The sequence below is a fragment of the Neoroseomonas oryzicola genome, assembly GCF_012163135.1.
Classification (GTDB): Bacteria; Pseudomonadota; Alphaproteobacteria; order Acetobacterales; family Acetobacteraceae; genus Neoroseomonas; species Neoroseomonas oryzicola.
This window is the reverse complement of the sequence record NZ_JAAVUP010000019.1, coordinates 20477-41874: the sequence shown is the minus strand read 5'-3', so window position 1 is coordinate 41874 and position 21398 is coordinate 20477. Positions and strand designations below refer to the sequence as shown.

Below are 21398 nucleotides of genomic sequence, written 5' to 3'. Positions count from 1 at the left end.
CCAGCGAAACCCCGCTTCCTCAGCGGGCCAACGAACCTAAGGCACCAACCCCAGCCCGTCAACCCCGCCCCACCAGCGGCGTGGCGGGCTTTTACGGGCCTCCTCGAACCATGTCAAACGGGTTTCATGCGGTTTCGTGCAATGCGCTGGACGCATAGGTCGCACCCTTGATTGCCCAGGGAATCGCAGACGGGCATTACGCCCTTGTCATCGGTCCGCGATCCATGCCCCCTGCCCCCTCGCGATCCTTGCCAGGGAGCCACGTCGAACATGCGGCCACGTCGCGCCAGAACCGCGCTGATCCTTCCTTTCCTCACGCTCTGCCTCGCCCACGCCCCGGCCCGGGCCACCCCACCTGAACCTTCCGCGCCCGCCGAAGCGGCCGACTCCTCCCCGGCCGAGCGGGTCCTTGTCGTCCGTCGCGGCGACACCTTGGCCGGCCTCCTCGGCAGCGCCGGCATCGACGCCGCCGCCGCCCATGCGGCGGTCGCTGCTCTCGCGAGCCTCTACCGCCCCTCCGCGCTGCGTCCCGGCGACGAGGTCGCCATTCGTCTCTCCGCCGGCGAATCCCCCGACCTGCTCGAGATCGAGGTCGAGCCCCAGCCCGGCCGCACCGTCCGAGCCCTCCGACAGCCCGACGGCACCTGGCGCGCCGCCGAGACCATCGCCCCCCGCAGCCGCTTCCTCGTCCGCGCCGAGGGCACCGTCGATGGCGGCCTCTTCCCCGCCATGACCAAGGCCGGCATCCCGCCCGGCCTGGCGCTCTCGCTGATCCGGATCCTCGGCCACCAGGTCGACTTCCAGCGCGACCTGCAGCCAGGCGACCGCTTCTCCATCCTGTTCGACCGCTACCGCGACAGCGACGGCGACATCCTCGGCCACGGGCAGGTCCTGCAGGCGACGCTGACCCTCTCGGGGCGGGCTCTCGCGGTCTGGCGCCACAAGGACCGCGGCGGCTCGGCCGACTGGTACGACTCCGACGGCCGCACGCTGCGCCGCTCCTTCCTGCGCACCCCGCTCGACGGGGCGCGCGTCTCCTCAGGCTTCGGGATGCGCAGCCATCCGGTGCTCGGCTTCAACCGCATGCACCAGGGCATCGACTTCGCGGCACCCACCGGCACGCCCGTCTATGCCGCCGCGGACGGCATCGTGGTGACCGCCAAGCGCGAAGGCGGCTACGGCCTCATGGTCCGCCTCCGCCACGCCGGCGGCACGGAAACGCGCTATGCCCATCTCTCGCGTTTCGGCCGCGGCATCACCACCGGCCGGCGCGTCCGCCAGGGCGACGTGATCGGCGCGGTCGGATCGACGGGCATGTCGACCGGCCCGCACCTGCACTACGAAGTCATTGCGCAGGGGCGCGCGGTGAACCCCTCACGGCACGTGCAGCCCGCCACGCGCCTCGCCGGCGCCGAACTTAACGCCTATCGCACGCGCCAGCGCGTGCTCGAGCGCATTGCAGCGAACCTCCGCACGCAGGAGGAAGTGGCGATGGCGCCCGACTGACGCGACACGGGCCGGCGGATCGCTCCGCCGGCCCGTCGACGCCTCAGGCCGCCGCGGCCAGGCCCGGCCTCACCTCGAGGCCATCCTGCGACGCGGTCACACGCACCGTGTCGCCGTCCTTGATGCTGCCTTCCAGCAGCAGCCCGGCAAGCCGGTCCTGCAGGTTCCGCTGGATCACCCGCTTGAGCGGCCGCGCGCCGTAAACCGGGTCGTAGCCCGCCTCGGCCAGCCACTCCCGCGCCTTGTCGTCCAGTTCCAGCGTGACCTTGCGGTCCTCCAGCAGCTTCAGCAGCCGCTGCAGCTGGATGTCGACGATCGAGGCCATGTCCCCGCGCGCCAGGCGCCGGAACAGCACGATCTCGTCGAGCCGGTTCAGGAACTCCGGCCGGAAGCGCTCGCGCACCGCCCGCATCACCGCCGGCCGCGCCGCGTCGATCTCGGCATTCTCCGGCAGTTCCGCGATCGCCTGGCTGCCGAGGTTGCTCGTCAGCACGATGATCGTGTTGCGGAAGTCGACCGTCCGCCCCTGCCCGTCCGTCAGCCGCCCGTCGTCGAGGACCTGCAGCAGAACGTTGAAGACGTCGTCATGCGCCTTCTCGACCTCGTCGAACAGGATGACCTGGTACGGGCGCCGCCGCACGGCCTCGGTCAGCGCACCGCCCTCCTCGTAACCGACATAGCCCGGCGGGGCGCCGATCAGGCGGGAGACGGCGTGCTTCTCCATGTACTCGGACATGTCGATGCGCGTCATCGCCCGCTCGTCGTCGAACAGGTACTGCGCCAGCGCTTTCACCAGCTCGGTCTTGCCCACGCCGGTCGGGCCGAGGAACAGGAACGACCCGATCGGGCGGTTCGGATCCTGCAGCCCCGCCCGCGCCCGCCGCACTGCCTTGGAGACGGCTTCCAGCGCCTCCTCCTGGCCCACGACGCGACGGCGAAGCTCGTCCTCCATGCGCAGCAGCTTGGCGCGCTCGCCCTCGAGCATCTTCTCGACCGGCACGCCGGTCCAGCGGGAGACGACCGCCGCGATGCCTTCCTCGGTCACCGCCTCGTTCACCAGCCGCGCATCGCCCGAACCCGCATCGGCGATCTTCTTCTCGAGCTGCGGGATGGTGGCGTAGAGCAGCTCGGACGCCTTGGTGAGATCACCCTTGCGCTGCGCCAGCTCCACCTCGGTCCGCGCCTTGTCGAGCTGCTCCTTCAGCTTCTGGCTCTCGACGACCTTGCCCTTCTCCGCCTCCCAGCGCTGCGTCATCTCGCGCGAGCGCTCCTCGAGGTCGGCGAGCTCCTTCTCGAGCTTCTGCAGCCGGTCCTTCGACGCGACATCCTGCTCCTTCTTCAGCGCCTCGCGCTCGATCTTGAGCCGCATCAGGTCGCGGTCGATCGCGTCGAGCTCCTCGGGCTTCGAATCCACCTGCATGCGCAGGCGGGAGGACGCTTCGTCGATCAGGTCGATCGCCTTGTCCGGCAGGAAGCGGTCGGTGATGTAGCGGTTCGACAGTGTGGCGGCGGCCACCAGCGCGCTGTCCGTGATGCGGACGCCGTGGTGCAGCTCGTACTTCTCCTTGATGCCGCGCAGGATCGAGATGGTGTCCTCGACGCTCGGCTCGCCCACGAAGACCGGCTGGAAGCGCCGCGCCAGCGCGGCGTCCTTCTCGACATGCTTGCGGTACTCGTCGAGCGTCGTCGCGCCGATGCAGTGCAACTCGCCGCGCGCCAGCGCCGGCTTCAGCAGGTTGGACGCATCCATCGCGCCATCCGCCTTGCCCGCCCCGACCAGCGTGTGCATCTCGTCGATGAACAGGATGATGTCGCCCTCGGCCTGCTCCACTTCCTGGAGCACACCCTTCAGGCGCTCCTCGAACTCGCCGCGGTATTTCGCACCCGCGACCATGGCGCCGAGGTCGAGCGCCATGACCTTCTTGTCCTTCAGCGCCTCCGGCACGTCGCCCTTGACGATGCGCAGCGCCAGGCCCTCGACGATCGCCGTCTTGCCGACGCCGGGCTCGCCGATCAGCACCGGGTTGTTCTTCGTGCGCCGCGCGAGCACCTGGATCGACCGGCGGATCTCCTCGTCGCGCCCGATCACCGGGTCGAGCTTGCCCTGCCGCGCCGCTTCCGTGATGTCGCGGGCGTACTTCTTCAGCGCGTCGAAGGATTCCTCGGCGTTCTGGCTGTTCACGGTGCGGCCCTTGCGCAGGTCGGCGACGGCCTTCTCCAGCCGCTGCGGATCGGCCCCCGCGTCGCGGAAGGCCCGCCCCGTCTCCCCCTCGCTCGCCGCCAGCGCGACGAGCAGGCGGTCCTGCGCGACGAACTGGTCGCCGGCCTTGGTCGCCTGCTGCTGCGCGGCGTCGAGCACGCGCACGATGTCGGGGGTGAACTGCGGCTGCCCCGCCCCGCCACCCGAAACCTTCGGCAGCTTCGCGAGGATCGCTTCCAGCGCCTGCTTCACGCGGGCCGGATCGGCGCCGGCGGCGCGGATCAACCCACTGGCGGCGCCTTCGGCATCATCCAGCAGCGCCTTGGCGAGATGCGCCGGCGTCACCTGCTGGTGATACTCGCGAATGGCGATGGTCTGTGCGGCCTGCAGGAAACCGCGGGCCCGGTCGGTAAACTTCTCGATGTCCATATGCGTCCCTCTCCAGAGCGGACAGGCGGAACCTACCCCCATCCGGGCAGCAGGCACGCCTCTATCGACCACCCATGTGGTATGCGTCCTTGATCTGCTTCAAGGGGCCGCCATGCGCATCGAGACGATCTATCGCTACCCGGTGAAGGGCCTCACGGCGGAGGCCATGGAAGACGTCCTGCTCACCGCGGGCGAGACCCTTCCCCATGACCGCCGCTTCGCCCTGGCCCAGGGCGATTCCGCCTTCGACCCTGCTGCCCCGTCCTGGCTGCCCAAGCGCAACTTCGCCTGCCTGATGGTCAATGCCCGCCTGGCCCTGGCCCATTCGGCCTTCGACGCCCGCACAGGCGAACTCGCCATCCGCATCCCCGGCGCGGGCCTCTTCCTGGGCGACACCCGCACCCCCGAGGGGCGCACCGCCATCGCCGCCCACCTCACCGCCTTCCTGGGCGAGGAAGCCCGCGGCACCCCCCGCTTTCTCGAGGCCCCCGGCCATTCCTTCTCCGACGTCGCGAAGAAGGTCGTCTCCATCATCGGGCTGTCGAGCCTGCATGCCCTCGAACAGGCGACCGGCACGACGCTCGACCCGCTGCGTTTCCGCGCCAATGTCTATGTCTCGGGTGGCAGCCCCTGGGCCGAGTTCGACTGGATCGGCCGGGAAATCCTGCTCGGCCAGGCCAGGCTGCGCATCGTCAAGCGCATCGTCCGCTGCCCGGCGACCGAGGTGAACCCAGCCACGGGCGAACGCGACGCCGAGCCCCCGCGCTGGCTGCGCCAGCATTTCGGCCACGCGGATCTCGGCGTCTATGCCGAGGTGATCGAAGGCGGCCGGATCTCGACCGGCGACACGCTGCAACTGCACGAGGACGACGCGCCCTGACCTCCGAACCCGCCGCCCCCCTCGGGTGCCGGGCCCCCGCACGCAGATCCGCCGCCGTGGCGTCGGGCCTGACGTCACTCTCAGCCGAACAGGCGCCAGCCCTTGCGCCTGCGGTCGAGATAGCCCTCCCAGCCCGGCGGAACCGGGAAGGCGCGCTCATAGGCTGCCTGCTCGGCCGGGGTCAGGGCCGCATAGCGCTCGCGCGCCTGGAGGAAATAGGCCTCCCCACCCATCCGCCACCCGATCGAATCACCCGGCCAATCCGGCCGGGCGACCCACGGGGGCGGCAGAAGCGCACGGGGATCGAAGCCGCGATCAGGCGGTAGCGCGCGGCGGACGGTGTCCCGCAGCTGGCGCCCAAGCATCGCCAGCCGCGCAAGGAGGTAGCGCAACGCGGTCACGGCCGCGCCGCTGGGCCGCCCGCAGACCGCTCACGCATCCGTCCGGTCCATGGCGGCGCCAGACATCGCCGCCGCGGCGTCACGCGGGCTCGCGGGCCTCGCCCTCGGCGCCTTCCGCCTCGGGCATCTCGGTCGGCCCCGGGCTGGTCATCTCGACCGCCTCGCCCTGCGGCTCGCCCTCGCCCGGCTGCTCCTGCCCCTGGTAGCGCCGCCCCTGGGGCTGCTGCTGCTGGTGCTGGGCCGCGGCCTGGTTCATGGCGTTAAGGATGCGGAAATAGTGCTCCGCATGCTGGAAGTAGGATTCCGCCATCACCCGGTCGCCGCCGCTCGTCGCATCTCGCCCGAGCTGCAGGTACTTCTCGAACAACTGCTGCGCCGTCCCGCGGAGCCGCATGTCCGGCCCGTTCGAGTCGAAGACATGGTTGCGGTTCAGGGGCTGCCGGTCGCCGCCCCCACCCCCGCCGCCGCCGCCGCTGTGGCGGAACTGCCCGCCGCCCCCGTGGCGATGGCCGCCACGGCCGCGCATGCGCTTCATGTTCATCGGTGTGCTGTTTCGCTGTCTCGCATCCGCGCCGCACCGGCTGAAACGACCCCTTGTGGGGCCGAGGGAGCCAGCACGCATCCGGTTTCGTTGCATCCACGCGGTCCCGGATCGTTCGGGCGGGATGACCCGCCGCTCGGCTGTCCGGATATGGGGAGGGGTCCGACCTTCCCCGGCCGCCCCCGCAACCTAGCCGCGACGGCCGGGCCCGCCAAACGGTTTTTTGAGACCTACCCCGCCGCCAGGACGAGTGCCCGCTCCACCCCGCCCAGGTCCGCCCGTACGCCTAGCGACCGCAGCCCCTCCGCCGCCGCGATGGCCTCGACCGCCGCGCGCTGGCCGACCCCCAGTTCCAGCACCGCCCGGCCGCCCGGCGCAAGCAGCGCCGGCAGCCGCGCCAGGATCCGCCGGTAGGCGCCCAGCCCATCCGCCCCGCCATCCAGCGCCAGCCGCGGCTCGTGCCGCGCCACCTCCGGCATGAGCCCGCCGATGTCCTCCGAGGCGATATAGGGCGGGTTGGACAGCACCAGGTCGAACCGTCCGGACAGCGCCGAATCCCAATCCCCCGCGACGAAGGCCGCCCGCCCCGCCAGCCCGTTCGCCGCCGCATTCCGCGCCGCGAGAGCCGCCGCGGCCGGCGCCAGATCCACCCCGACGCCCCAGGCCCCCGGCACCTCGGCCAGCACGGCCAGCAGCAGCGCCCCGGTCCCGGTCCCGAGGTCCAGAACCCGCCCGATCGCCTCGGTCGCAGGAAACGCCGCGAGGGCCGCCTCCACGATCGCCTCCGAATCCGCCCGGGGGATCAAGGTGTCGGCAGAAACCTCGAGGTCCAGCGTCCAGAACCCCTGCCGCCCGAGGATATGCGCCACGGGCACATGCGCCGCCCGCCGCCGCAGCGCCTCGCCGAACGCCGCCGCCGCCCCGCCCGGCACGGCCGCCCGCGGATCACGCAGCAGGTCCTCCTCCCGGCAGCCCATCGCATGGGCCAGCAGCCGCCGCGCCTCGAGCCGCGGCGCCTCGATCCCCGCCGCCCGCAGCACCTGGCCCGCCTGGCACAGGAAGGCGCCGACGGACCCGCCCGGATCCGCGCAGCCGCTCACGCCGCCTCGGCCGCCAACCGCGCCGCCTGGTCCTCGGCGATCAGCGCGTCGAAGATGTCGTCGAACTCGCCCAGCATGACGCGGTCGATCTTGTGCAGGGTCAGCCCGATCCGATGGTCGGTCACCCGCCCCTGCGGGAAGTTGTAGGTGCGGATCCGCTCCGAACGGTCCCCCGTGCCCACCTGCGACTTCCGGTCCGCCGCGCGTGCACTGTCGGCGGCCGTCCGCTGCGCATCGTACAGCCGTGCCCGCAGCACCTTCATCGCCTTTGCGCGGTTCTTGTGCTGCGACTTCTCTTCCTGCATCGCGACCACGATCCCCGTGGGCAGATGCGTGATGCGCACCGCGGAATCCGTCTTGTTGACGTGCTGCCCGCCCGCGCCCGAAGCACGATAGGTATCGATGCGCAGGTCGCCCTCATTGACCTGCACGTCCACCTCCTCGGCTTCCGGCAGCACCGCGACCGTCACCGTGGAGGTATGGATCCGCCCCTGCGTCTCCGTGGCCGGCACGCGCTGGACCCTGTGCACACCGCTCTCGAACTTCAGCCGGGCGAAGACACCGCGGCCGGCGATCTCCGCCGTGGCGCCCTTCACGCCGCCCAGGTCGCTCTCGTCGTAGTCCAGCACCTCGAACCGCCAGCCGCGGCCTTCGGCATAGCGCTGATAGGCGCGGAACAGCTCCGCCGCGAACAGCCCCGCCTCATCGCCGCCCGCCGCCGGCCGCACCTCGAGGATCGCGCTCCGATCATCCGCCGCGTCGCGCGGCAGCAGCAGCAGGCGCAGCTCGCGCTCGAGCACCGGCACGCGCTCCTTCTGCTCGAGCCATTCGGCCTCGGCCAGATCGCGCATCTCCGGGTCGGCCATCAGCGCCTCGGCCTCGTCGCGCGCACGCTCGGCGGCGCGCAGCTCGGCGACCTTGGCGACCAGCGGCTCCAGTTCCGCCAACTCCTTCGACAGCGCGCCGATCTCAGCACCCGGCGCGGTCTCCAGCGTGTGGCGGATTTCCTCCGCGCGCGTCAGCAGGCGGTCGAGGCGGGCGGGGAGACTCATGCGCGGCGATCCAGGAAGGTCGGGGGAGGAGAACCTCCCCCGATCCCCCTCCCTTCTTTGTCTCTTTGGTTCCAAAGAGGGTTGAGGGGGGCGTGGGGGGAGAAGTTCCCTTCTCCCCCCACCTCTTCAATCCCCGCGATCACCCAAGCCGCCCCGGCACCTCCAGCAGAGGCACCTTCTCCTGCGTCCCGGCATCGAGGTCGCGCAGCTGCGCCACGCCCGCCGCGATCTCCTCCTCGCCCAGGATCACCGCGGCCCGTGCCCCGATGCGGTTCGCCCGCTCCATCCGCCGCTTGAGGTTCCCGCGATAGGCGATCTCGGCGACCACGCCCTGCCGCCGCAGCGCCTGCAGCATGTCGAGCGCCGGCCCCTCGGCAGCCTCGCCCACGGGGATCACCGCCACGGGCCGCGGCGCCGGAGGCGCCTCGGGCAGCAGCATCGCCAGCCGCTCGATCCCCGCCGCCCAGCCGACCGACGGCGTCGCCGGCCCGCCCATCTCCTCGACCAGGCCGTTGTAGCGCCCGCCCGCCATGACCGTGCCCTGCGCGCCCAGCCGATCGGTCACGAACTCGAAGGCCGTGTGGCTGTAGTAGTCGAGCCCCCGCACGATCCGCGGATTCTCCCGGAACGGCACGCCGAAGCGCAGCAGATGCGCCTTCACCGCCGCGTAGAAGCCGGCGGCCTCGGCCGTCAGGTGGTCGCCGATCACCGGCGCGCCGGCGACGATCGCGCGATCCTTCTCGTCCTTGCTGTCCAGGATGCGCAGCGGGTTCTTCTCCAGCCGCACCTGGCTGTCATGGCTCAGCCCGCCCCGGTGCGCCGAGAAATACCCGACCAGCGCGGCCCGGTAGGCCGCCCGGCTCTCGGCATCCCCCAGCGTATTGATCTCGAGGACCGTGCCTTCCGAGACCCCGAGCCCGACCAGGATGTCCCACCCGCAGGCGATCACCTCGGCGTCGGCGAGCGGCTCCGCCGCGCCCAGAACCTCGATCCCGATCTGGTGGAACTGCCGGTAACGCCCCTTCTGCGGCCGCTCGTAGCGGAACATCGGGCCCGCGTAGAACACCTTGCGCGGCAGGTTGGACTGGGTGAGCCCGTTCGAGACCAGCGCCCGGCACACGCCCGCCGTCATTTCGGGCCGCAGCGTGACGGAATCACCGCCGCGGTCGGTGAAGGTGTACATCTCCTTCATCACGACGTCGGAGGTGTCGCCCAGGCCGCGCGCGAAGACGCGGGTATCCTCGAAGACCGGCGTAGACCATTCCTCGAAGCCATAGAGCGTGCTCACGCGCCGCGCCGTCTCGCCGACGGCATGGTGGCGGCGGAATTCCTCGCCGATGAGGTCGCGCGTGCCACGGACGGGCTGCAAGGCTGTCATCACGGTATCCAGTCGAAAGGGCGTCTAGCGGCGCTGCGGCCGCGCCTGCTGCGAGGAAGGGCGGGCCGGAACGGGGCGCAGCACCTCCTCCCGTACCTGGTTGCCGACACGCGCGGCCAGGACCAGCGCACGCCTGTAGGTCTCCGCCTCGCCCTCGTCCAGGCATTGCGCGCCGTCGCCAAGGTCCACCAGCACCCGCAGCCGGCCTATCCACTGGTCGAGCCAGGCCAGCATCTGCAGCGCCTGCGGCCGCGCATCGGGCTCGAAGCCGGCCGCGAGCGCGTTCGAGTGCTGCCGGATCACCAGGGACGCCTCATAGGCGCGTGCATTGACCTCGGTGCAGAAGGCCGACCCGCCGCCGCCGCGCGGGGCGCCGCCCTCGGGCGCTTCCTCGCCACCGGTCTGCGCCGTCGCCGGCTGCACCAGCAGCAGGCCGGCGAGCAGCAGGGCACCGGACCAGAGGCGCCGCACGGGCGCCGCCGCGCGACGGGACGGACCTGTCATTCGGCGGCCTGCCGCGCTGCCTCGGACGCCTCCGCGCGCTTCGCCTCTGCCATGGCCTCGGCCTTGGCGGTCACGAGGCCGACGATATGGTCCACCATCTCCTCGCTGCGGATGGTGTGGTCGGTCTTGCCGGCGGCATAGACCATGTGCGTGCCCGCGCCGCCGCCGGTCAGCCCAATATCCGTCATCAGCGCCTCGCCCGGCCCGTTCACCACGCAGCCGATGATCGACAGGGTGATGGGCTCGGAGATGTGCGCGAGCCGTTCCTCGAGCTTCTCGACCGTGCGGATCACGTCGAAGCCCTGCCTGGCGCAGGACGGGCAGGAGATGATCTTCACCCCGCGATGGCGCAGGTGCAGGGACTTCAGCAACTCCCAGCCGACCGAGACCTCCTCCTCCGGCTCCGCGCTCAGGGACACGCGCAGCGTGTCCCCGATCCCGGCCCAGAGCAGGGATCCGAGCCCGATCGCGCTCTTGACCGTCCCCGCGCGCCGCCCGCCGGCCTCGGTGATGCCGATATGCAGCGGATGGTCGCAGGCCTCGGCGAGTTGCTGGTAGGCCGCGACGGCGAGGAAGACGTCGGACGCCTTCACGCTGATCTTGAACTCGTCGAAGCCTTCCTGGAGCAGGTGGTCGGCGTGCCACAGCGCGCTCTCGACCAGCGCCTCCGGATTGGGCTCCCCGTACTTCTCGAGCAGATGCTTCTCGAGGCTGCCTGCATTCACCCCGATGCGGATCGAGCAGCCATGGTCGCGCGCGGCCTTCACGACCTCCTTCACGCGTTCCTTGGACCCGATGTTGCCGGGATTGATGCGCAGGCAGGCCGCGCCCGCCTCGGCGGCCTCGATGGCGCGGCGGTAGTGAAAATGGATGTCGGCGACGATCGGGACGTTCACCTCGCGCACGATCTCGGCCAGCGCGGCGGTGCTCTCCTCGGTCGGGCAGGACACGCGGACGATGTCCACGCCGGCGAGCTCGCAACGCCGGATCTGCTCGATCGTCGCCTTGGCGTCCTCCGTCGGCGTGTTGGTCATGGTCTGCACCGAGATCGGCGCATCCCCGCCCACGCGCACCTTGCCCACGCCGATCTGCCGCGACGTGCGGCGCAGGATCTGCTGGTAGGGACGATAGGACATGCAGGGCTTCCGATCTCGGGCGCGACGACCCGCTCAATATGGCCCGTGGTGCGGGCGGCCGGAAGGCCGGAACGCGCCTTAGGGCCGCGCGCCCTGGTTTGCCGGGGGTCGCGGCGCGGCGTCCGGCGCGGCAGGCCTCGGCTGCTGCGGCGCGGCGGCCGCCGGGGCAGGCGCAGCCGGCGCGGCCGCAGGCGCCGCCGCGGCGGGGGCCGGCCCCGCGGCGCGCAGGCGGTCGGTGTCGAGCGGCACGGCGCGGCGCACGCCGGTCGCGCCGACCAGGACCGCGACCACCTGCCCATCCAGCAGCACGTCGAGGTTCTCGGCCTTGCCCGTCGTCAGGACCATGCCTTCGCGGGCCGGCACCTGGTAGGTGTCCCCGGTCCGCAGCACGCGGTCGAGGACGGTCTGGTTCTGACGGCTGTCGCGAACCTGGACCCAGGTCTCGCCCCGCGCGCGCAGCACGACGCCTGCCATGCCCGGCGGCACCGGCGCCGCGGCGGGGGTCGGCGCGGGCTGCGCCGGCTGCGTCACCGCGGCAGGCCCGGCCGGCGCGGCGGCCGCCTGCGTCGGCGTGCCGGGCGCCCCAGGGGCGGCGGCCTCGCGCGGGCGCTGCGCCTCGGGCACGGCGGGATCGAGCCGCGCCGGCACCGGCGGCACCGCATCGACCACGCGGTTGCCCGATCCGCTCCAATTGTACCAGGCGACATAGGCGCCGACAGCCAGCACCGCGCCGACGGCCACCAGCGCACCCGCCGGCACGCCGCGCGAGGGCACGGGCTCCGGGAACACGAGTTCGCCGTTCTTCGTCGCCGCCCCGCCGGTCACGTCGCGGAACCGCCGCACCGCCTCATCCGGGTCGAGCCCAAGCGCGGCCGCATAGGACCGCACGAAGCCGACGGCATAGGCGGGCCCCGGCAGATCCTTGATCCGCCCTTCCTCGAGCGCATGGATGTAGCGCCGGTTGATCCGCAGCCGTTCCGCCATGTCCTCGACGCTGGCGCCGAGCGTCAGCCGGGCCTCGCGCAGGTCTTCCCCCACGCGGGCGGCTTCGGCGGCGGTCAGGTCGGGGCGGGGCGTCCGTTTCATGGGCTCTCGGTGTCGACCGGCGGCTTCTAGCCTTGCGGGCGACGCCCGCAAAGGCCCTTGGGGCGGTCAGGCGGCCTTGTTGCGGCGGGCGGCGATGGCGGCCGCGGCCTGGTCGATCAGCTCGGCGATGATCTCGGCCGCCGGCTGCTCCTTCGTCACCATGCCGACCGACTGGCCGGCCATGACGGATCCGCTCTCGACATCGCCGTCGATCACCGCGCGGCGCAGGGCGCCGGCCCAGAAATGCTCGATGTCGAGCTGCGCGGCCTCCTTGTCGAGCTCGCCCGCCTTGAAGCGGCGGATCGTCTCGGCCTGGTGCTCGAGGAAGCGCTTCGTTCCCAGGTTCTGCAGGGCGCGCACCGGGATCACCGGGAAGGCGTCGTCCAGCTGGATCGTCGGCATGGCGTCGCGCGCCTGGCCGCGGATGAAGGCCTGCTTGAAGTTCGGATGCGCGATGCACTCGCTCGCGCAGACGAAGCGCGTGCCGAGCTGCGCGCCCGCCGCCCCCATCTCGAGGTACGACAGGATCGCCTCGCCCCGCCCGATCCCGCCGGCGACGAAGACGGGAACATCGGCGATGTAGGGCAGGATCTCCTGCGCCAGCACGTTCAGCGACACCGGGCCGATATGCCCGCCCGCCTCGGACCCCTCGATCACCAGCGCATCCGCCCCGCTGCGGATCAGCCGCTTCGCGAGCACCAGCGCGGGGGCGAAGCAGACGACCTTCGCCCCGCCCTCCTTCGCCTTCTTGATCGCGGATCCCGGCGGGATGCCGCCGGCGAAGACGATGTGACCGACCTTGGCCGCAAGGCACACATCCACCAGCTGGTCGAGCCTCGGATGCATGGTGATAAGGTTCACGCCGAAGGGCTTCTGCGTGAGCGCCTGCGTCCCCGCGATCTCCTCGGCGAGACGCGGCGGCTCCATCGCTCCGCAGGCGATCACCCCGAAGGCGCCGGCATTGGACAGGGCGGCGACCAGGTGCCGCTCGCTGACCCAGGACATGGCCCCGCCCATGATGGCGTAGCGGCTGCCGAGGAACCCGGCGCCGCACGCCATCAGGCGGTCGAGCTCGGCATAGGCCCAGTCGGGCGCGCGGGCGGGGGCTTCGCTCACGCCGGGGCGTCCAGCCCATAGGCGGTGTGCAGCGCGCGCACCGCGAGTTCCGTGTAGTCGGCCGCCACCAGCACCGAGACCTTGATCTCCGAGGTCGAGATGACCTGGATGTTGATCCCCTTCTCGGCCAGCGCCTTGAACATGGTGTTCGCCACACCCGCATGGCTGCGCATGCCGATGCCCACGACCGAGATCTTCGCGACCTCGGGATCCGCCAGCACCGCCTCGTAGCCGATCTCCGGCTGCGCCTTGCCCAGCACGTCCTGCGCGCGGGCGAGGTCCGCCTTGCCGACCGTAAAGGTCATGTCCGTGGTGCCGTCGGCGCCGATGTTCTGGACGATCATGTCCACGTTCACGTTCGCCTTGGCCATCAGGCCGAAGACGCTCGCTGCCACGCCCGGCCGGTCCGGCACGCGACGCAGCGTCACCTTGGCATCGTCGCGGGAATACGCGATGCCGGAAACCACGGGCTGTTCCACGATCTCGTCCTCATCCACCACGAGCGAGCCGGGCTTGTCCTCGAAGGAGGACACGACCTGCACCCGCACGCCGAGCTTCATCGCCAGTTCGACCGACCGGGTCTGCAGCACCTTGGCGCCGACCGAGGCCAGTTCGAGCATCTCCTCGAAGGAGATGCGCTCCAGTTTCCGTGCCCGCGGCACGATGCGCGGGTCGGTCGTGTAGATGCCGTCCACGTCGGTGTAGATGTCGCAGCGGTCGGCCTTCACCGCCGCCGCGATCGCGACCGCCGAGAGGTCCGACCCGCCGCGCCCGAGCGTCGTGATCCGGTGGCGCGTGTTCTCGATGCCCTGAAAGCCGGCGATCACCGGGACCTGGCCCGCTTCCATCCGCTCGATCAGCACCGCGCCGTCGATCTGCTCAACCCGCGCCTTGCCGTGCGCCTGGTCGGTGACGATCGGCACCTGCCAGCCCTGCCAGGACCGCGCATCGACGCCGATGGTCTGCAGCGCGATGGCCGTGAGGCCCGTCGTCACCTGCTCGCCCGTCGCGACCACGGTGTCGTACTCGCGCGCGTCGTGCAGCGGCGAGAGGTCCTGGCACCATTTGACCAGCTGGTTGGTCACGCCGGACATGGCCGAGACCACGACGGCGACCTGGTTGCCGGCGTCCACCTCCCGCTTCACGCGGTTGGCGACGTTGCGGATGCGATCGAGATCGGCGACGGAGGTGCCGCCGAACTTCATGACGATACGAGCCATCGGCGGCGGTCGGTCCCTGGGGCCGGGCGGGGCGGAAAGATCGCGCCGGCGGCGCTGCCGCCCGGCGGGGCCGGACAGATACAGACCGGCCGGGGGCCGCGCAACCCGCCTCCACCCCTTCCCCCTCGCCTCGGGGCGGAAAACCCGGCATGTCCTCCCCATCTCGACCGGATGCCCCCGATGACCGCTCTCGGCGCTGAGATCGCCAAGTTCGACGCCCTGGCCGCCCGCTGGTGGGACCCCGACGGGCCCATGAAGCCGCTGCACCGGATGAATCCGCTGCGCATCGGCTGGATCGCCGACCGCCTGGCCCGCCGCCACGGCCGCGACCCGAAGGCCCCCGACGCCCTGGCGGGCCTTGCCATCCTCGACGTCGGCTGCGGCGCCGGCCTGGCCTCGGAGGCGCTGGCCCGCCGCGGCGCCCGCGTGACCGGCCTCGACGCCGCGGGGGAGGCCCTGGACGCCGCCCGCGCCCATGCCGACGCCGGCGGCCTTTCGATCGACTATCGCGAGGGCCTGCCCGAGGACCTCCCCCAGGGCGAGACCTTCGACGCCGTCGTCGCGCTCGAGGTCATCGAGCACGTCTCCGACCGGCAGGCCTTCCTCGCCGCCCTCGCCCGCGCGGCCAAGCCCGGCGCGCCGCTTATCCTCTCCACGCTGAACCGCACCCCCCGCTCCTTCCTGATGGCGAAGCTTGGCGCCGAATACGTGCTGCGGATGCTGCCGGTCGGCACGCATGACTGGCGGATGTTCGTCACCCCGGGCGAACTCGGGGACGGCCTGCGCGCCGCCGGCTTCCGGGTCACCGACATCGCCGGCATGACCATGGACAAGCTCACGGGGCGCTGGCGCGCCACCCGCGACGTCGGGATAAATTACATCGTGATGGCGGAGGCGCGCTGAGCGCGCCTCAGAAGGAGAACCGCGCCCGCGCCGCGAAGACCTGGGAATTGTACCCGGCGCCCGCCTGCCCGTCGTAGGAGACCTGGATCACCCCCGCGACCAGCGGCACCCGCACGCGGATGCCCCATTGCGCCGCCCAGCCTTCGGTCTGCGGCCCGGCGAGGTTCACCTGGCCCGCCCCCGGCACGGTCGCGAAGATCGCGTTCATCGAGGCATCGGTATCGCCCCAGATGTTCATCGCCCGGACATAGACGCGCGGCTCGACGCGGAAGTTCCACACCTCGTACTCGTCGCGCCACACGGCGCCGAGCCACATGCGCTGCCGCTGGGCGGACCCCGAGAAACCCTGCAGCGCCAGCGGATTGCCCGTCTCGGTGAAGCCCTCGTTCTCCACCCGCGCATACTGGTAGCCGAACTGCGGCGTGATGGAGGTGCCGATCAGCCGCTTGAGGTCGAAGGAGAACTGCCCCCCGCCCGTCGCCGTGGTCAGCCCGTAGGAGGCAGAGGCCACCCCGCCCACCTCCTGCGACCCGTTGCGCGTGCTGTTGTCGCCGCGGCCGACCACGCCCAGCAGCGCGACCGTGAAGTCGCCGAGACGGTAGGATCCGAAGGGCCCGGTCTTCATCAGGTCGAGCCGGCTCGATTCCGGCGCGAAACTGTCGTTGGTCGACATGTCGACGCGGCTGACATCGGCGATCCAGCCCAGCATCAGCCCCGGCAGCGGCGCGCCCGCGACGCCGCCCGTCACGCCGCCGAAATCGCTCCGCGCCCCGGGCACGTACTGCCCCGGATTGGCGTTGAGGAAGCCGTAGCCGCCATAGGCCTCGGCGAAGACGGTCCAGGGCCGGTCGCCGATGTCGAAGAAGCCGGGATCGCTCGCCTCCCCCAAGATCCGGTCGGTCAGCCGGTCGAGGTCCTGCAGGGCGCCGATCCGCCCCAGCGGGTGCGCCGTGCCGATCCGCACCACGGGCGTCCCGGTCACTTGGTAGATGTCGGTCGTCGCGGTCAGGATCGTCTGCGGCGTGTTGGTGTTCACCAGGGTGAAGGCACCGCCGACCGCCACATTCGCCACATTCGCGTTGTTCTGGCAGCCCGCCGGCAGCGCTCCGCCGCTGCCCAGCACCCCGGACACGCCCGCGCTGCCGCAGACGCCGCGATCCCCGATCGGGATGGCCAGGGGCTGGAAGGTGCTGGGGTTGGTCCCGGTGACCGTCACCTGGAACGGCGTCCCGTTGATCACCTGCTGCGTCGTGGTCTGCCCGACCAGCAGGGGGTTCGACAGCTGCACCCGCACCGGCGCGGCCGCGTTGGTGATGGCGACGCCGGTCTGCGCGACGGCCGACTGGCCGGCGGCGCTGCCGATCGTGTCACCGAAGGTCGTGGTGAAGACCGTGCCCGGCTGGCCGCCGATCACCCCGTCGATGCGCGTCGCGGTCCCGTTCGGCTGGAAGGTCTGCGTGACCGAGGAGGAGGTGAGATCGAGAGGCGCCACCTGGGCCCTGGCGCCTGGGGCAGCCGAGGCAAGCACCGCCGCAGCCAGCGTTCCAATCCGGAGCGAATCGCCGAATCGCAGCACCTGACGCCTCCCTCCCGTGGGCCGGGCGATTCTCGGCTTTCGGGAGGCGCCGGCGCAAGCATGCCGGCGTGAGCGGGATCACGCGTCGGACGGCGGTACCCAGGGAATGCGCGCGACCTCGATGCCTTCCTCGCGCAGGGCCTCGGTCTCGGCATCCGTCGCCTCGCCGAAGATTCCGCGGCGCTCGGATTCGCCGTTGTGCATCCGGCGCGCCTCCTCGGCGAAATCAGCGCCGACATAGTCGCAGTTCCGCTCCACCTCCTGCCGGAGGCGCTGCAGCATCGCACGCATCTGCGCGGGCATGGGCCCGGCCGCCGCCTGGCCCGCCACCTGGGCCGAGGGCTCCGCGGGGGCCGGGGGCGCCTCGGCGGGCGGCGCCGGAACGGGCACCACGGCATTGCGGGCCGGCCGGCCCTTCTTCGGAATGGCCGGCGCCATCAGCGCGCGCGCGACCTCGGTCCCGCCGCAGACGGGGCATTCCACCAACCCGGCCTTGGCCAGGGTGTCGAAGGCGGCACTGTCCTTGTACCAGCCGTCGAAGGCGTGCTCCTCGGGCGTGCTGGTGCAGCGCAACTGGTAGTGGATCATCGCTCGGTCATCCTTGGCCCGCCGTCTCCGTGGCGCAGCCTCCCCCTTGATCTGGCACTCACCGGTCGAGACTGCCAGAGGGCGGTTCAGGCCGCCAGCAGGGTGTCCAGCTTGCCGGCGCGGTCGAGGGCGGCCAGGTCGTCCGACCCGCCGAGCGCCTGCCCATTCACGAAGACCTGCGGCACCGTCGTCCGCCCGCCCGAGCGTTCGATCGCCTGTCGGCGGGCCTCGGACCCGTTGGGGGCGTAGATTTCCTCATAGGCGACGCCCTTGCGGTCGAGCAGCGCCTTGGCGCGCGCGCAATAGGGGCAGAAGTCCTGGACGTAGATCTCGATCTTGGCCATGCGCCGAGACTTGGCACGCCCGCAGCCATGGTCAAGCCGCAGCGCTCGGCTTCACCCATCCCCCAGGCGCGGGTCGGGCACGCGTGCCGCGGCGAGCACGTCGACCCCCGCCGCCCCCGCCGCCACCAGCACGCGCGCGCAGGCATCGGCCGTCGCGCCTGAGGTCATCACGTCGTCCACCAGCAGTACCTGCCGCCCCGCGACCAGGGCGTGCCCGCGGCGCGGCAGGGCGAAGGCCCCCTCGACCGTCGCCGCCCGCTCGGCCGCCCCCTTCTGCCCGAGCGGCGGCGTCCGCCGCGTCCGCCGCAGCAGGTCGGGCACGACCGGCCGTCCCGCGATCCGCCCGATGGCCTGGGCCAGCAGCGCCGCCTGGTCGTAGCGCCGCCCGATCAGCCGCCGCCAATGCACCGGAACCGGGGCGACGAGGTCGGCCCGCGCGAGAAGCCCCGCCCCGGCCCGGGCCATCTGCCGCGCCAGCGGCAGCGCGAGATGCGTCCGGTCGCCATGCTTGAAGGGCAGGATCAGCCGTTTCGCGCCCTCGTCGTAGCGCAGCGCCGCGCGGGCCTCGCGGAAGGCCGGCGGCCGGTTCCGGCAGCGCGGGCAGGTCCCTTCCTCGGTCCCGGCCTGCGCGGCATGGGCGAAGGGCACCCCGCATCGCGCGCAGAAGGGCGCCGTGATGACCGATAGCCCCCCGAAACAGGCCGGGCAGAGCGTCCCCTGGACCGCCACCTCCGCCTCGCAGCCAAGGCAGCGCGGCGGCAGCAGCAGGTCGAGCAGGCCGCCCCCCGCCCGCCGCAACCCGGCCGATAGCCGGCGAAGGGGCTCCGCCTGCACCCCGCCCGTCAGACCCAGAGGCCGAAGGGCGCGTCCCCGTCCTTCTCGACCTCATGCACCAGGTCGATCTCCCAGGAGAGGTACTCGCGCATCGCCTCCTCGATCCCCGAATTGCGGTCATAGGGGCGGAGGTAGAAATCGGCGCAATCGGCATCGGCCGGCACCGTGCGGTCGGCCTCGAGCGGGAAGCCCGCCGCCTTCCACGCCGCCGTCCCGCCGGACAGCACCTTCACCGGCGCCCTGGCGAAGCCGAGCAGTTCCTTCGCCGCAAGCCGCGCCTGCGCCTCCTCCGGCGCCGCCACCACGACCTGCCGGTCGCCCGTGATCTGCCCGGCGAGCCGGTCGAGCCGCGTCCGGATCCCCCACATCGCGCCGGGGATATGCCCATCGCGGAAGTCGATCGACCGCGCCAGGTCGACAACCTGCGCCGCGCCTTCCCCCGCCAGAACGGCAAGTTCCGGCACCGTCACATGCGGCACCTTCACCGCATCGGCTTCCGGGCAATCGGGCTTCCAGAACCCTTCCTCGAGCCGCCCTTCCAGCCCGTCCGCGAGCACGTAGACGTCCCAGCCGCCCAGTTGCCGCAGCCAGCCGCCGGTCATGCGCGCACGCACGCCGGTATCGTCCACCAGCACGATCCGCGCCCCGCGCACCGCCACCCACTGGTCCGTCGCCTGCACCAGCTGCCCGCCCGGCGCCGATCGGCTGCCGTACAGGTGCCCAGCCGCATATTCGGCAGGATCCCGCACATCGAGGACATAGGTCGTCCGCTTCGCATCGCCGCGCATCTTCTCGAGCTCGGCGCGGGTCGTGACCTGCACGCCGTTGCGGCGGGCGAAGCGGTCGGCCCGCGCGAAGGCGTCGTCGAGCCCCGCCGGCGTGCCCTCCGGATAGCGCACGTCCCGCCCGCGGTCGCAGGCGAAGCCCGCGAGCTCCCAGCCCATGGTGCCGTTGCGCAGTGCCACGACCTTGTTCGGGATGCCCGCGCTGCGCAGCGACTGCGCGCCGAGGATCGAGCGCGTCCGCCCCGCGCAGTTCACCACGACCGTCGTCTCCGGCCGCGTCACGAATTCCCCGATGCGATAGACCAGCTCGCCGCCCGGGACGTTCACCGCCGTCGGGATCGTCATGCGGCGGAACTCGTCGATCGGCCGGCTGTCGAGGACGACCATGTCGGTCCCCGCATCCATCATCGCCTTGAGCTCGCCCGGATCGACCGAGGGCGTCTCGTAGTGATGCTCGACCCATTCGCCGAAGGCCTTGGACGGCACGTTCACGCCCGAGAAGGCGACATATCCGGCCGCCACCCAGCCCGGCGTCCCCCCGGTCAGCACCGAGACCTTCGTGCAACCGATCCCCTCGAGGTAGGCGGCGAGCCGCGCTGCATACCCCTCCCCGCCATCGACGCAGACGACCGGCACGTCGCGCCGCGGCAGCAGCGTCCGCGCGCGCATCTCCATCTTCGACAACGGGCAGGGCACCGCCCAGAACAGGTGCGACCTGCCGAACTCGCCTTCCTCGCGCGCATCCAGCACCGCGAGTTCCTGCCCTTCCTGAATGAGGCGCTTGAGCGTCGCGGCGTCGATCTGGCTGGCCATGCTTTCCATCCCCTTGTCCCACGCCACCTCTACTCCCGCTTGATACGCGGCGGAACCGGGCGCATGTCGCGCCCAGCATGACCGATCCCGTCCAGGTCTTCGACCGCCGACTCGTCCGCCTCCGCCGCGACCGCGCCGCGGCCACGGTCGACCGTGTCGCCCCGATCCTCGAGGACGTCGCCGACCGGCTGCTCGACCGCCTGGACGACACGACGCATCGCTTCACCCGCGCCCTCGACCTGGGCGGCCGCGGCATCGTCGCCCCGCGCCTCGCCGCCCGCGGCATCCCCTTCGTCGTCTCCGCCGATCTCGGCCCGCGCATGGCCGCGCGCGCCGGCGGCCTGCCCGTCGCCGCCGACGAGGAATGGCTCCCCTTCGCCGAGGGCGCCTTCGACCTCGTCGTCGCCGCCTTCTCGCTCCACTGGGTCAACGACCTGCCCGGTGCCCTGGTGCAGATCCGCCGCGCCCTCGCCCCGGATGGCCTGTTCCTCGCCGCCCTGCCCGGCCTGCCGACGCTGCAGGAACTCCGCAGCGCGCTCGCCGAGGCCGAGAGCGAGATCCGCGGCGGCCTCGCCCCCCGCGTCTCTCCCTTCCCGGAACTGCGCGACGGCGCGGCCCTGCTGCAGCGCGCCGGCTTCGCCCTGCCGGTCGCGGATGCCGAGGACATCAACCTCCGCTACCGCACCCCGCTCGGCCTGGTCGCGGACCTCCGGGCCGCCGGCGAGACCAACGCCGTCCTCGCCCGCGACACGCGCACACCGCCGCGCGACCTTTTCCCCCTCGCGGCCGCCCGCCTGGCGACCCCGGAGACCGGCATCCCCGCAACCTTCCGTCTTCTCGTCCTGACCGGCTGGGCGCCGTCCGCCACGCAGTCGAAGCCCGCGCGCCCCGGCAGTGCAACGACGCGCCTCGCCGAGGCCCTCGGCACCGTCGAGCGCAGCGCGGGCGAGAAGACGGGCCACTGATACCCGCACCGCTTGCAACGGCGGGGTGCGAAGCGCATCTT

20 protein-coding genes are annotated in these 21398 nt (G+C 71.9%); 4 read left to right on the top strand and 16 right to left on the bottom strand.

What is annotated here, in order from left to right; genetic code table 11:
- Window positions 1–432: 432 nt before the first annotated feature.
- Entirely contained in the window at window positions 433–1506 is a 1074-nt protein-coding gene (locus GWK15_RS24420; RefSeq protein ID WP_168044025.1) for a M23 family metallopeptidase, read from the top strand.
- Between the two features lie 43 nt (window positions 1507–1549).
- Here GWK15_RS24420 and clpB read toward each other — a convergent pair whose 3' ends face one another.
- Window positions 1550–4135 carry an ATP-dependent chaperone ClpB gene (gene clpB, locus GWK15_RS24415; protein ID WP_168044024.1) on the bottom strand — a complete coding sequence of 862 codons (2586 nt, stop codon included), beginning with the start codon at window positions 4133–4135 and terminating at the stop codon, window positions 1550–1552.
- Window positions 4136–4247: 112 nt separating this feature from the next.
- Between clpB and GWK15_RS26445 the strand changes: the two genes are divergently transcribed.
- Entirely contained in the window at window positions 4248–5015 is a 768-nt protein-coding gene (locus GWK15_RS26445) for an MOSC domain-containing protein (RefSeq protein ID WP_168044023.1), read from the top strand.
- An 80-nt stretch (window positions 5016–5095) separates the two neighbouring features.
- Here GWK15_RS26445 and GWK15_RS24405 read toward each other — a convergent pair whose 3' ends face one another.
- The 10 genes from GWK15_RS24405 to GWK15_RS24360 form a co-directional block, all read right to left on the bottom strand.
- Complete coding sequence (locus GWK15_RS24405) at window positions 5096–5416, bottom strand: hypothetical protein (protein ID WP_168044022.1); 321 nt, start codon at window positions 5414–5416, stop codon at window positions 5096–5098.
- Window positions 5417–5495: 79 nt separating this feature from the next.
- Window positions 5496–5951, bottom strand: a complete 456-nt coding sequence (locus GWK15_RS24400) for a DUF4167 domain-containing protein (protein WP_408892082.1) — start codon at window positions 5949–5951, stop codon at window positions 5496–5498.
- A 236-nt stretch (window positions 5952–6187) separates the two neighbouring features.
- Window positions 6188–7057: a peptide chain release factor N(5)-glutamine methyltransferase gene (gene prmC, locus GWK15_RS24395; RefSeq protein ID WP_168044020.1), complete on the bottom strand. Its 870-nt coding sequence runs from the start codon at window positions 7055–7057 to the stop codon at window positions 6188–6190.
- Window positions 7054–8109, bottom strand: coding sequence for a peptide chain release factor 1 (prfA, locus tag GWK15_RS24390; RefSeq protein WP_168044019.1), 1056 nt, complete (start codon window positions 8107–8109; stop codon window positions 7054–7056). Before prfA ends, prmC begins: the two co-directional genes overlap by 4 nt.
- 139 nt (window positions 8110–8248) lie before the next feature.
- Window positions 8249–9487, bottom strand: coding sequence for a histidine--tRNA ligase (hisS, locus tag GWK15_RS24385; RefSeq protein ID WP_168044018.1), 1239 nt, complete (start codon window positions 9485–9487; stop codon window positions 8249–8251).
- A gap of 24 nt (window positions 9488–9511) precedes the next feature.
- Complete coding sequence (locus tag GWK15_RS24380; RefSeq protein WP_168044017.1) at window positions 9512–9958, bottom strand: hypothetical protein; 447 nt, start codon at window positions 9956–9958, stop codon at window positions 9512–9514.
- 29 nt (window positions 9959–9987) lie between these two features.
- Window positions 9988–11127 carry a flavodoxin-dependent (E)-4-hydroxy-3-methylbut-2-enyl-diphosphate synthase gene (ispG, locus tag GWK15_RS24375; RefSeq protein WP_168044016.1) on the bottom strand — a complete coding sequence of 380 codons (1140 nt, stop codon included), beginning with the start codon at window positions 11125–11127 and terminating at the stop codon, window positions 9988–9990.
- Between the two features lie 78 nt (window positions 11128–11205).
- Window positions 11206–12213, bottom strand: a complete 1008-nt coding sequence (locus tag GWK15_RS24370; protein WP_168044015.1) for a helix-turn-helix domain-containing protein — start codon at window positions 12211–12213, stop codon at window positions 11206–11208.
- Between the two features lie 66 nt (window positions 12214–12279).
- Window positions 12280–13272: an NAD(P)H-dependent flavin oxidoreductase gene (locus GWK15_RS24365; protein WP_168044029.1), complete on the bottom strand. Its 993-nt coding sequence runs from the start codon at window positions 13270–13272 to the stop codon at window positions 12280–12282.
- 53 nt (window positions 13273–13325) lie between these two features.
- A complete protein-coding gene (locus GWK15_RS24360) occupies window positions 13326–14549 on the bottom strand; it encodes an aspartate kinase (protein ID WP_168044014.1) in 1224 nt (407 codons plus the stop codon).
- 180 nt (window positions 14550–14729) lie between these two features.
- Here GWK15_RS24360 and ubiG point away from each other — a divergent pair, with 180 nt between their 5' ends.
- The gene (gene ubiG, locus GWK15_RS24355) at window positions 14730–15452 is read left to right on the top strand and encodes a bifunctional 2-polyprenyl-6-hydroxyphenol methylase/3-demethylubiquinol 3-O-methyltransferase UbiG (RefSeq protein ID WP_168044013.1); all 723 of its coding nucleotides are present in this window, start codon (window positions 14730–14732) and stop codon (window positions 15450–15452) included.
- 7 nt (window positions 15453–15459) lie between these two features.
- Here the strand turns inward: ubiG and GWK15_RS26650 are convergent, their stop codons facing one another.
- The 5 genes from GWK15_RS26650 to GWK15_RS24330 all read right to left on the bottom strand — a co-directional run bounded on the left by GWK15_RS26650 (window position 15460) and on the right by GWK15_RS24330 (window position 20392).
- On the bottom strand, window positions 15460–16944 hold the full coding sequence (locus GWK15_RS26650) for an autotransporter domain-containing protein (RefSeq protein ID WP_168044012.1): 1485 nt from the start codon (window positions 16942–16944) through the stop codon (window positions 15460–15462).
- A gap of 162 nt (window positions 16945–17106) precedes the next feature.
- Window positions 17107–17616, bottom strand: a complete 510-nt coding sequence (locus tag GWK15_RS24345) for a DUF1178 family protein (protein ID WP_168044011.1) — start codon at window positions 17614–17616, stop codon at window positions 17107–17109.
- A gap of 86 nt (window positions 17617–17702) precedes the next feature.
- Window positions 17703–17960, bottom strand: coding sequence for a glutaredoxin 3 (grxC, locus tag GWK15_RS24340; protein ID WP_168044010.1), 258 nt, complete (start codon window positions 17958–17960; stop codon window positions 17703–17705).
- A 51-nt stretch (window positions 17961–18011) separates the two neighbouring features.
- Window positions 18012–18794: a ComF family protein gene (locus tag GWK15_RS24335; protein ID WP_338147328.1), complete on the bottom strand. Its 783-nt coding sequence runs from the start codon at window positions 18792–18794 to the stop codon at window positions 18012–18014.
- An 8-nt stretch (window positions 18795–18802) separates the two neighbouring features.
- On the bottom strand, window positions 18803–20392 hold the full coding sequence (locus GWK15_RS24330) for a rhodanese-like domain-containing protein (RefSeq protein ID WP_168044009.1): 1590 nt from the start codon (window positions 20390–20392) through the stop codon (window positions 18803–18805).
- A gap of 77 nt (window positions 20393–20469) precedes the next feature.
- Between GWK15_RS24330 and GWK15_RS24325 the strand changes: the two genes are divergently transcribed.
- On the top strand, window positions 20470–21357 hold the full coding sequence (locus GWK15_RS24325; protein ID WP_168044008.1) for a methyltransferase domain-containing protein: 888 nt from the start codon (window positions 20470–20472) through the stop codon (window positions 21355–21357).
- The last annotated feature ends 41 nt before the right edge of the window (window positions 21358–21398 follow it).

Excerpts from the sequence above, each read along its gene's own strand:
- clpB (WP_168044024.1), bottom strand. The coding sequence starts at position 4,135 with ATGGACATCGAGAAGTTTACCGACCGGGCCCGCGGTTTCCTGCAGGCC.
- GWK15_RS26445 (WP_168044023.1), top strand. The coding sequence starts at position 4,248 with ATGCGCATCGAGACGATCTATCGCTACCCGGTGAAGGGCCTCACGGCG.
- GWK15_RS24400 (WP_408892082.1), bottom strand. The coding sequence starts at position 5,951 with ATGAAGCGCATGCGCGGCCGTGGCGGCCATCGCCACGGGGGCGGCGGG.
- prfA (WP_168044019.1), bottom strand. The coding sequence starts at position 8,109 with ATGAGTCTCCCCGCCCGCCTCGACCGCCTGCTGACGCGCGCGGAGGAA.
- hisS (WP_168044018.1), bottom strand. The coding sequence starts at position 9,487 with ATGACAGCCTTGCAGCCCGTCCGTGGCACGCGCGACCTCATCGGCGAG.
- ispG (WP_168044016.1), bottom strand. The coding sequence starts at position 11,127 with ATGTCCTATCGTCCCTACCAGCAGATCCTGCGCCGCACGTCGCGGCAG.
- GWK15_RS24370 (WP_168044015.1), bottom strand. The coding sequence starts at position 12,213 with ATGAAACGGACGCCCCGCCCCGACCTGACCGCCGCCGAAGCCGCCCGC.
- GWK15_RS24365 (WP_168044029.1), bottom strand. The coding sequence starts at position 13,272 with ATGGCGTGCGGCGCCGGGTTCCTCGGCAGCCGCTACGCCATCATGGGC.
- GWK15_RS24360 (WP_168044014.1), bottom strand. The coding sequence starts at position 14,549 with ATGGCTCGTATCGTCATGAAGTTCGGCGGCACCTCCGTCGCCGATCTC.
- ubiG (WP_168044013.1), top strand. The coding sequence starts at position 14,730 with ATGACCGCTCTCGGCGCTGAGATCGCCAAGTTCGACGCCCTGGCCGCC.
- GWK15_RS24345 (WP_168044011.1), bottom strand. The coding sequence starts at position 17,616 with ATGATCCACTACCAGTTGCGCTGCACCAGCACGCCCGAGGAGCACGCC.
- grxC (WP_168044010.1), bottom strand. The coding sequence starts at position 17,960 with ATGGCCAAGATCGAGATCTACGTCCAGGACTTCTGCCCCTATTGCGCG.
- GWK15_RS24330 (WP_168044009.1), bottom strand. The coding sequence starts at position 20,392 with ATGGCCAGCCAGATCGACGCCGCGACGCTCAAGCGCCTCATTCAGGAA.
- GWK15_RS24325 (WP_168044008.1), top strand. The coding sequence starts at position 20,470 with ATGACCGATCCCGTCCAGGTCTTCGACCGCCGACTCGTCCGCCTCCGC.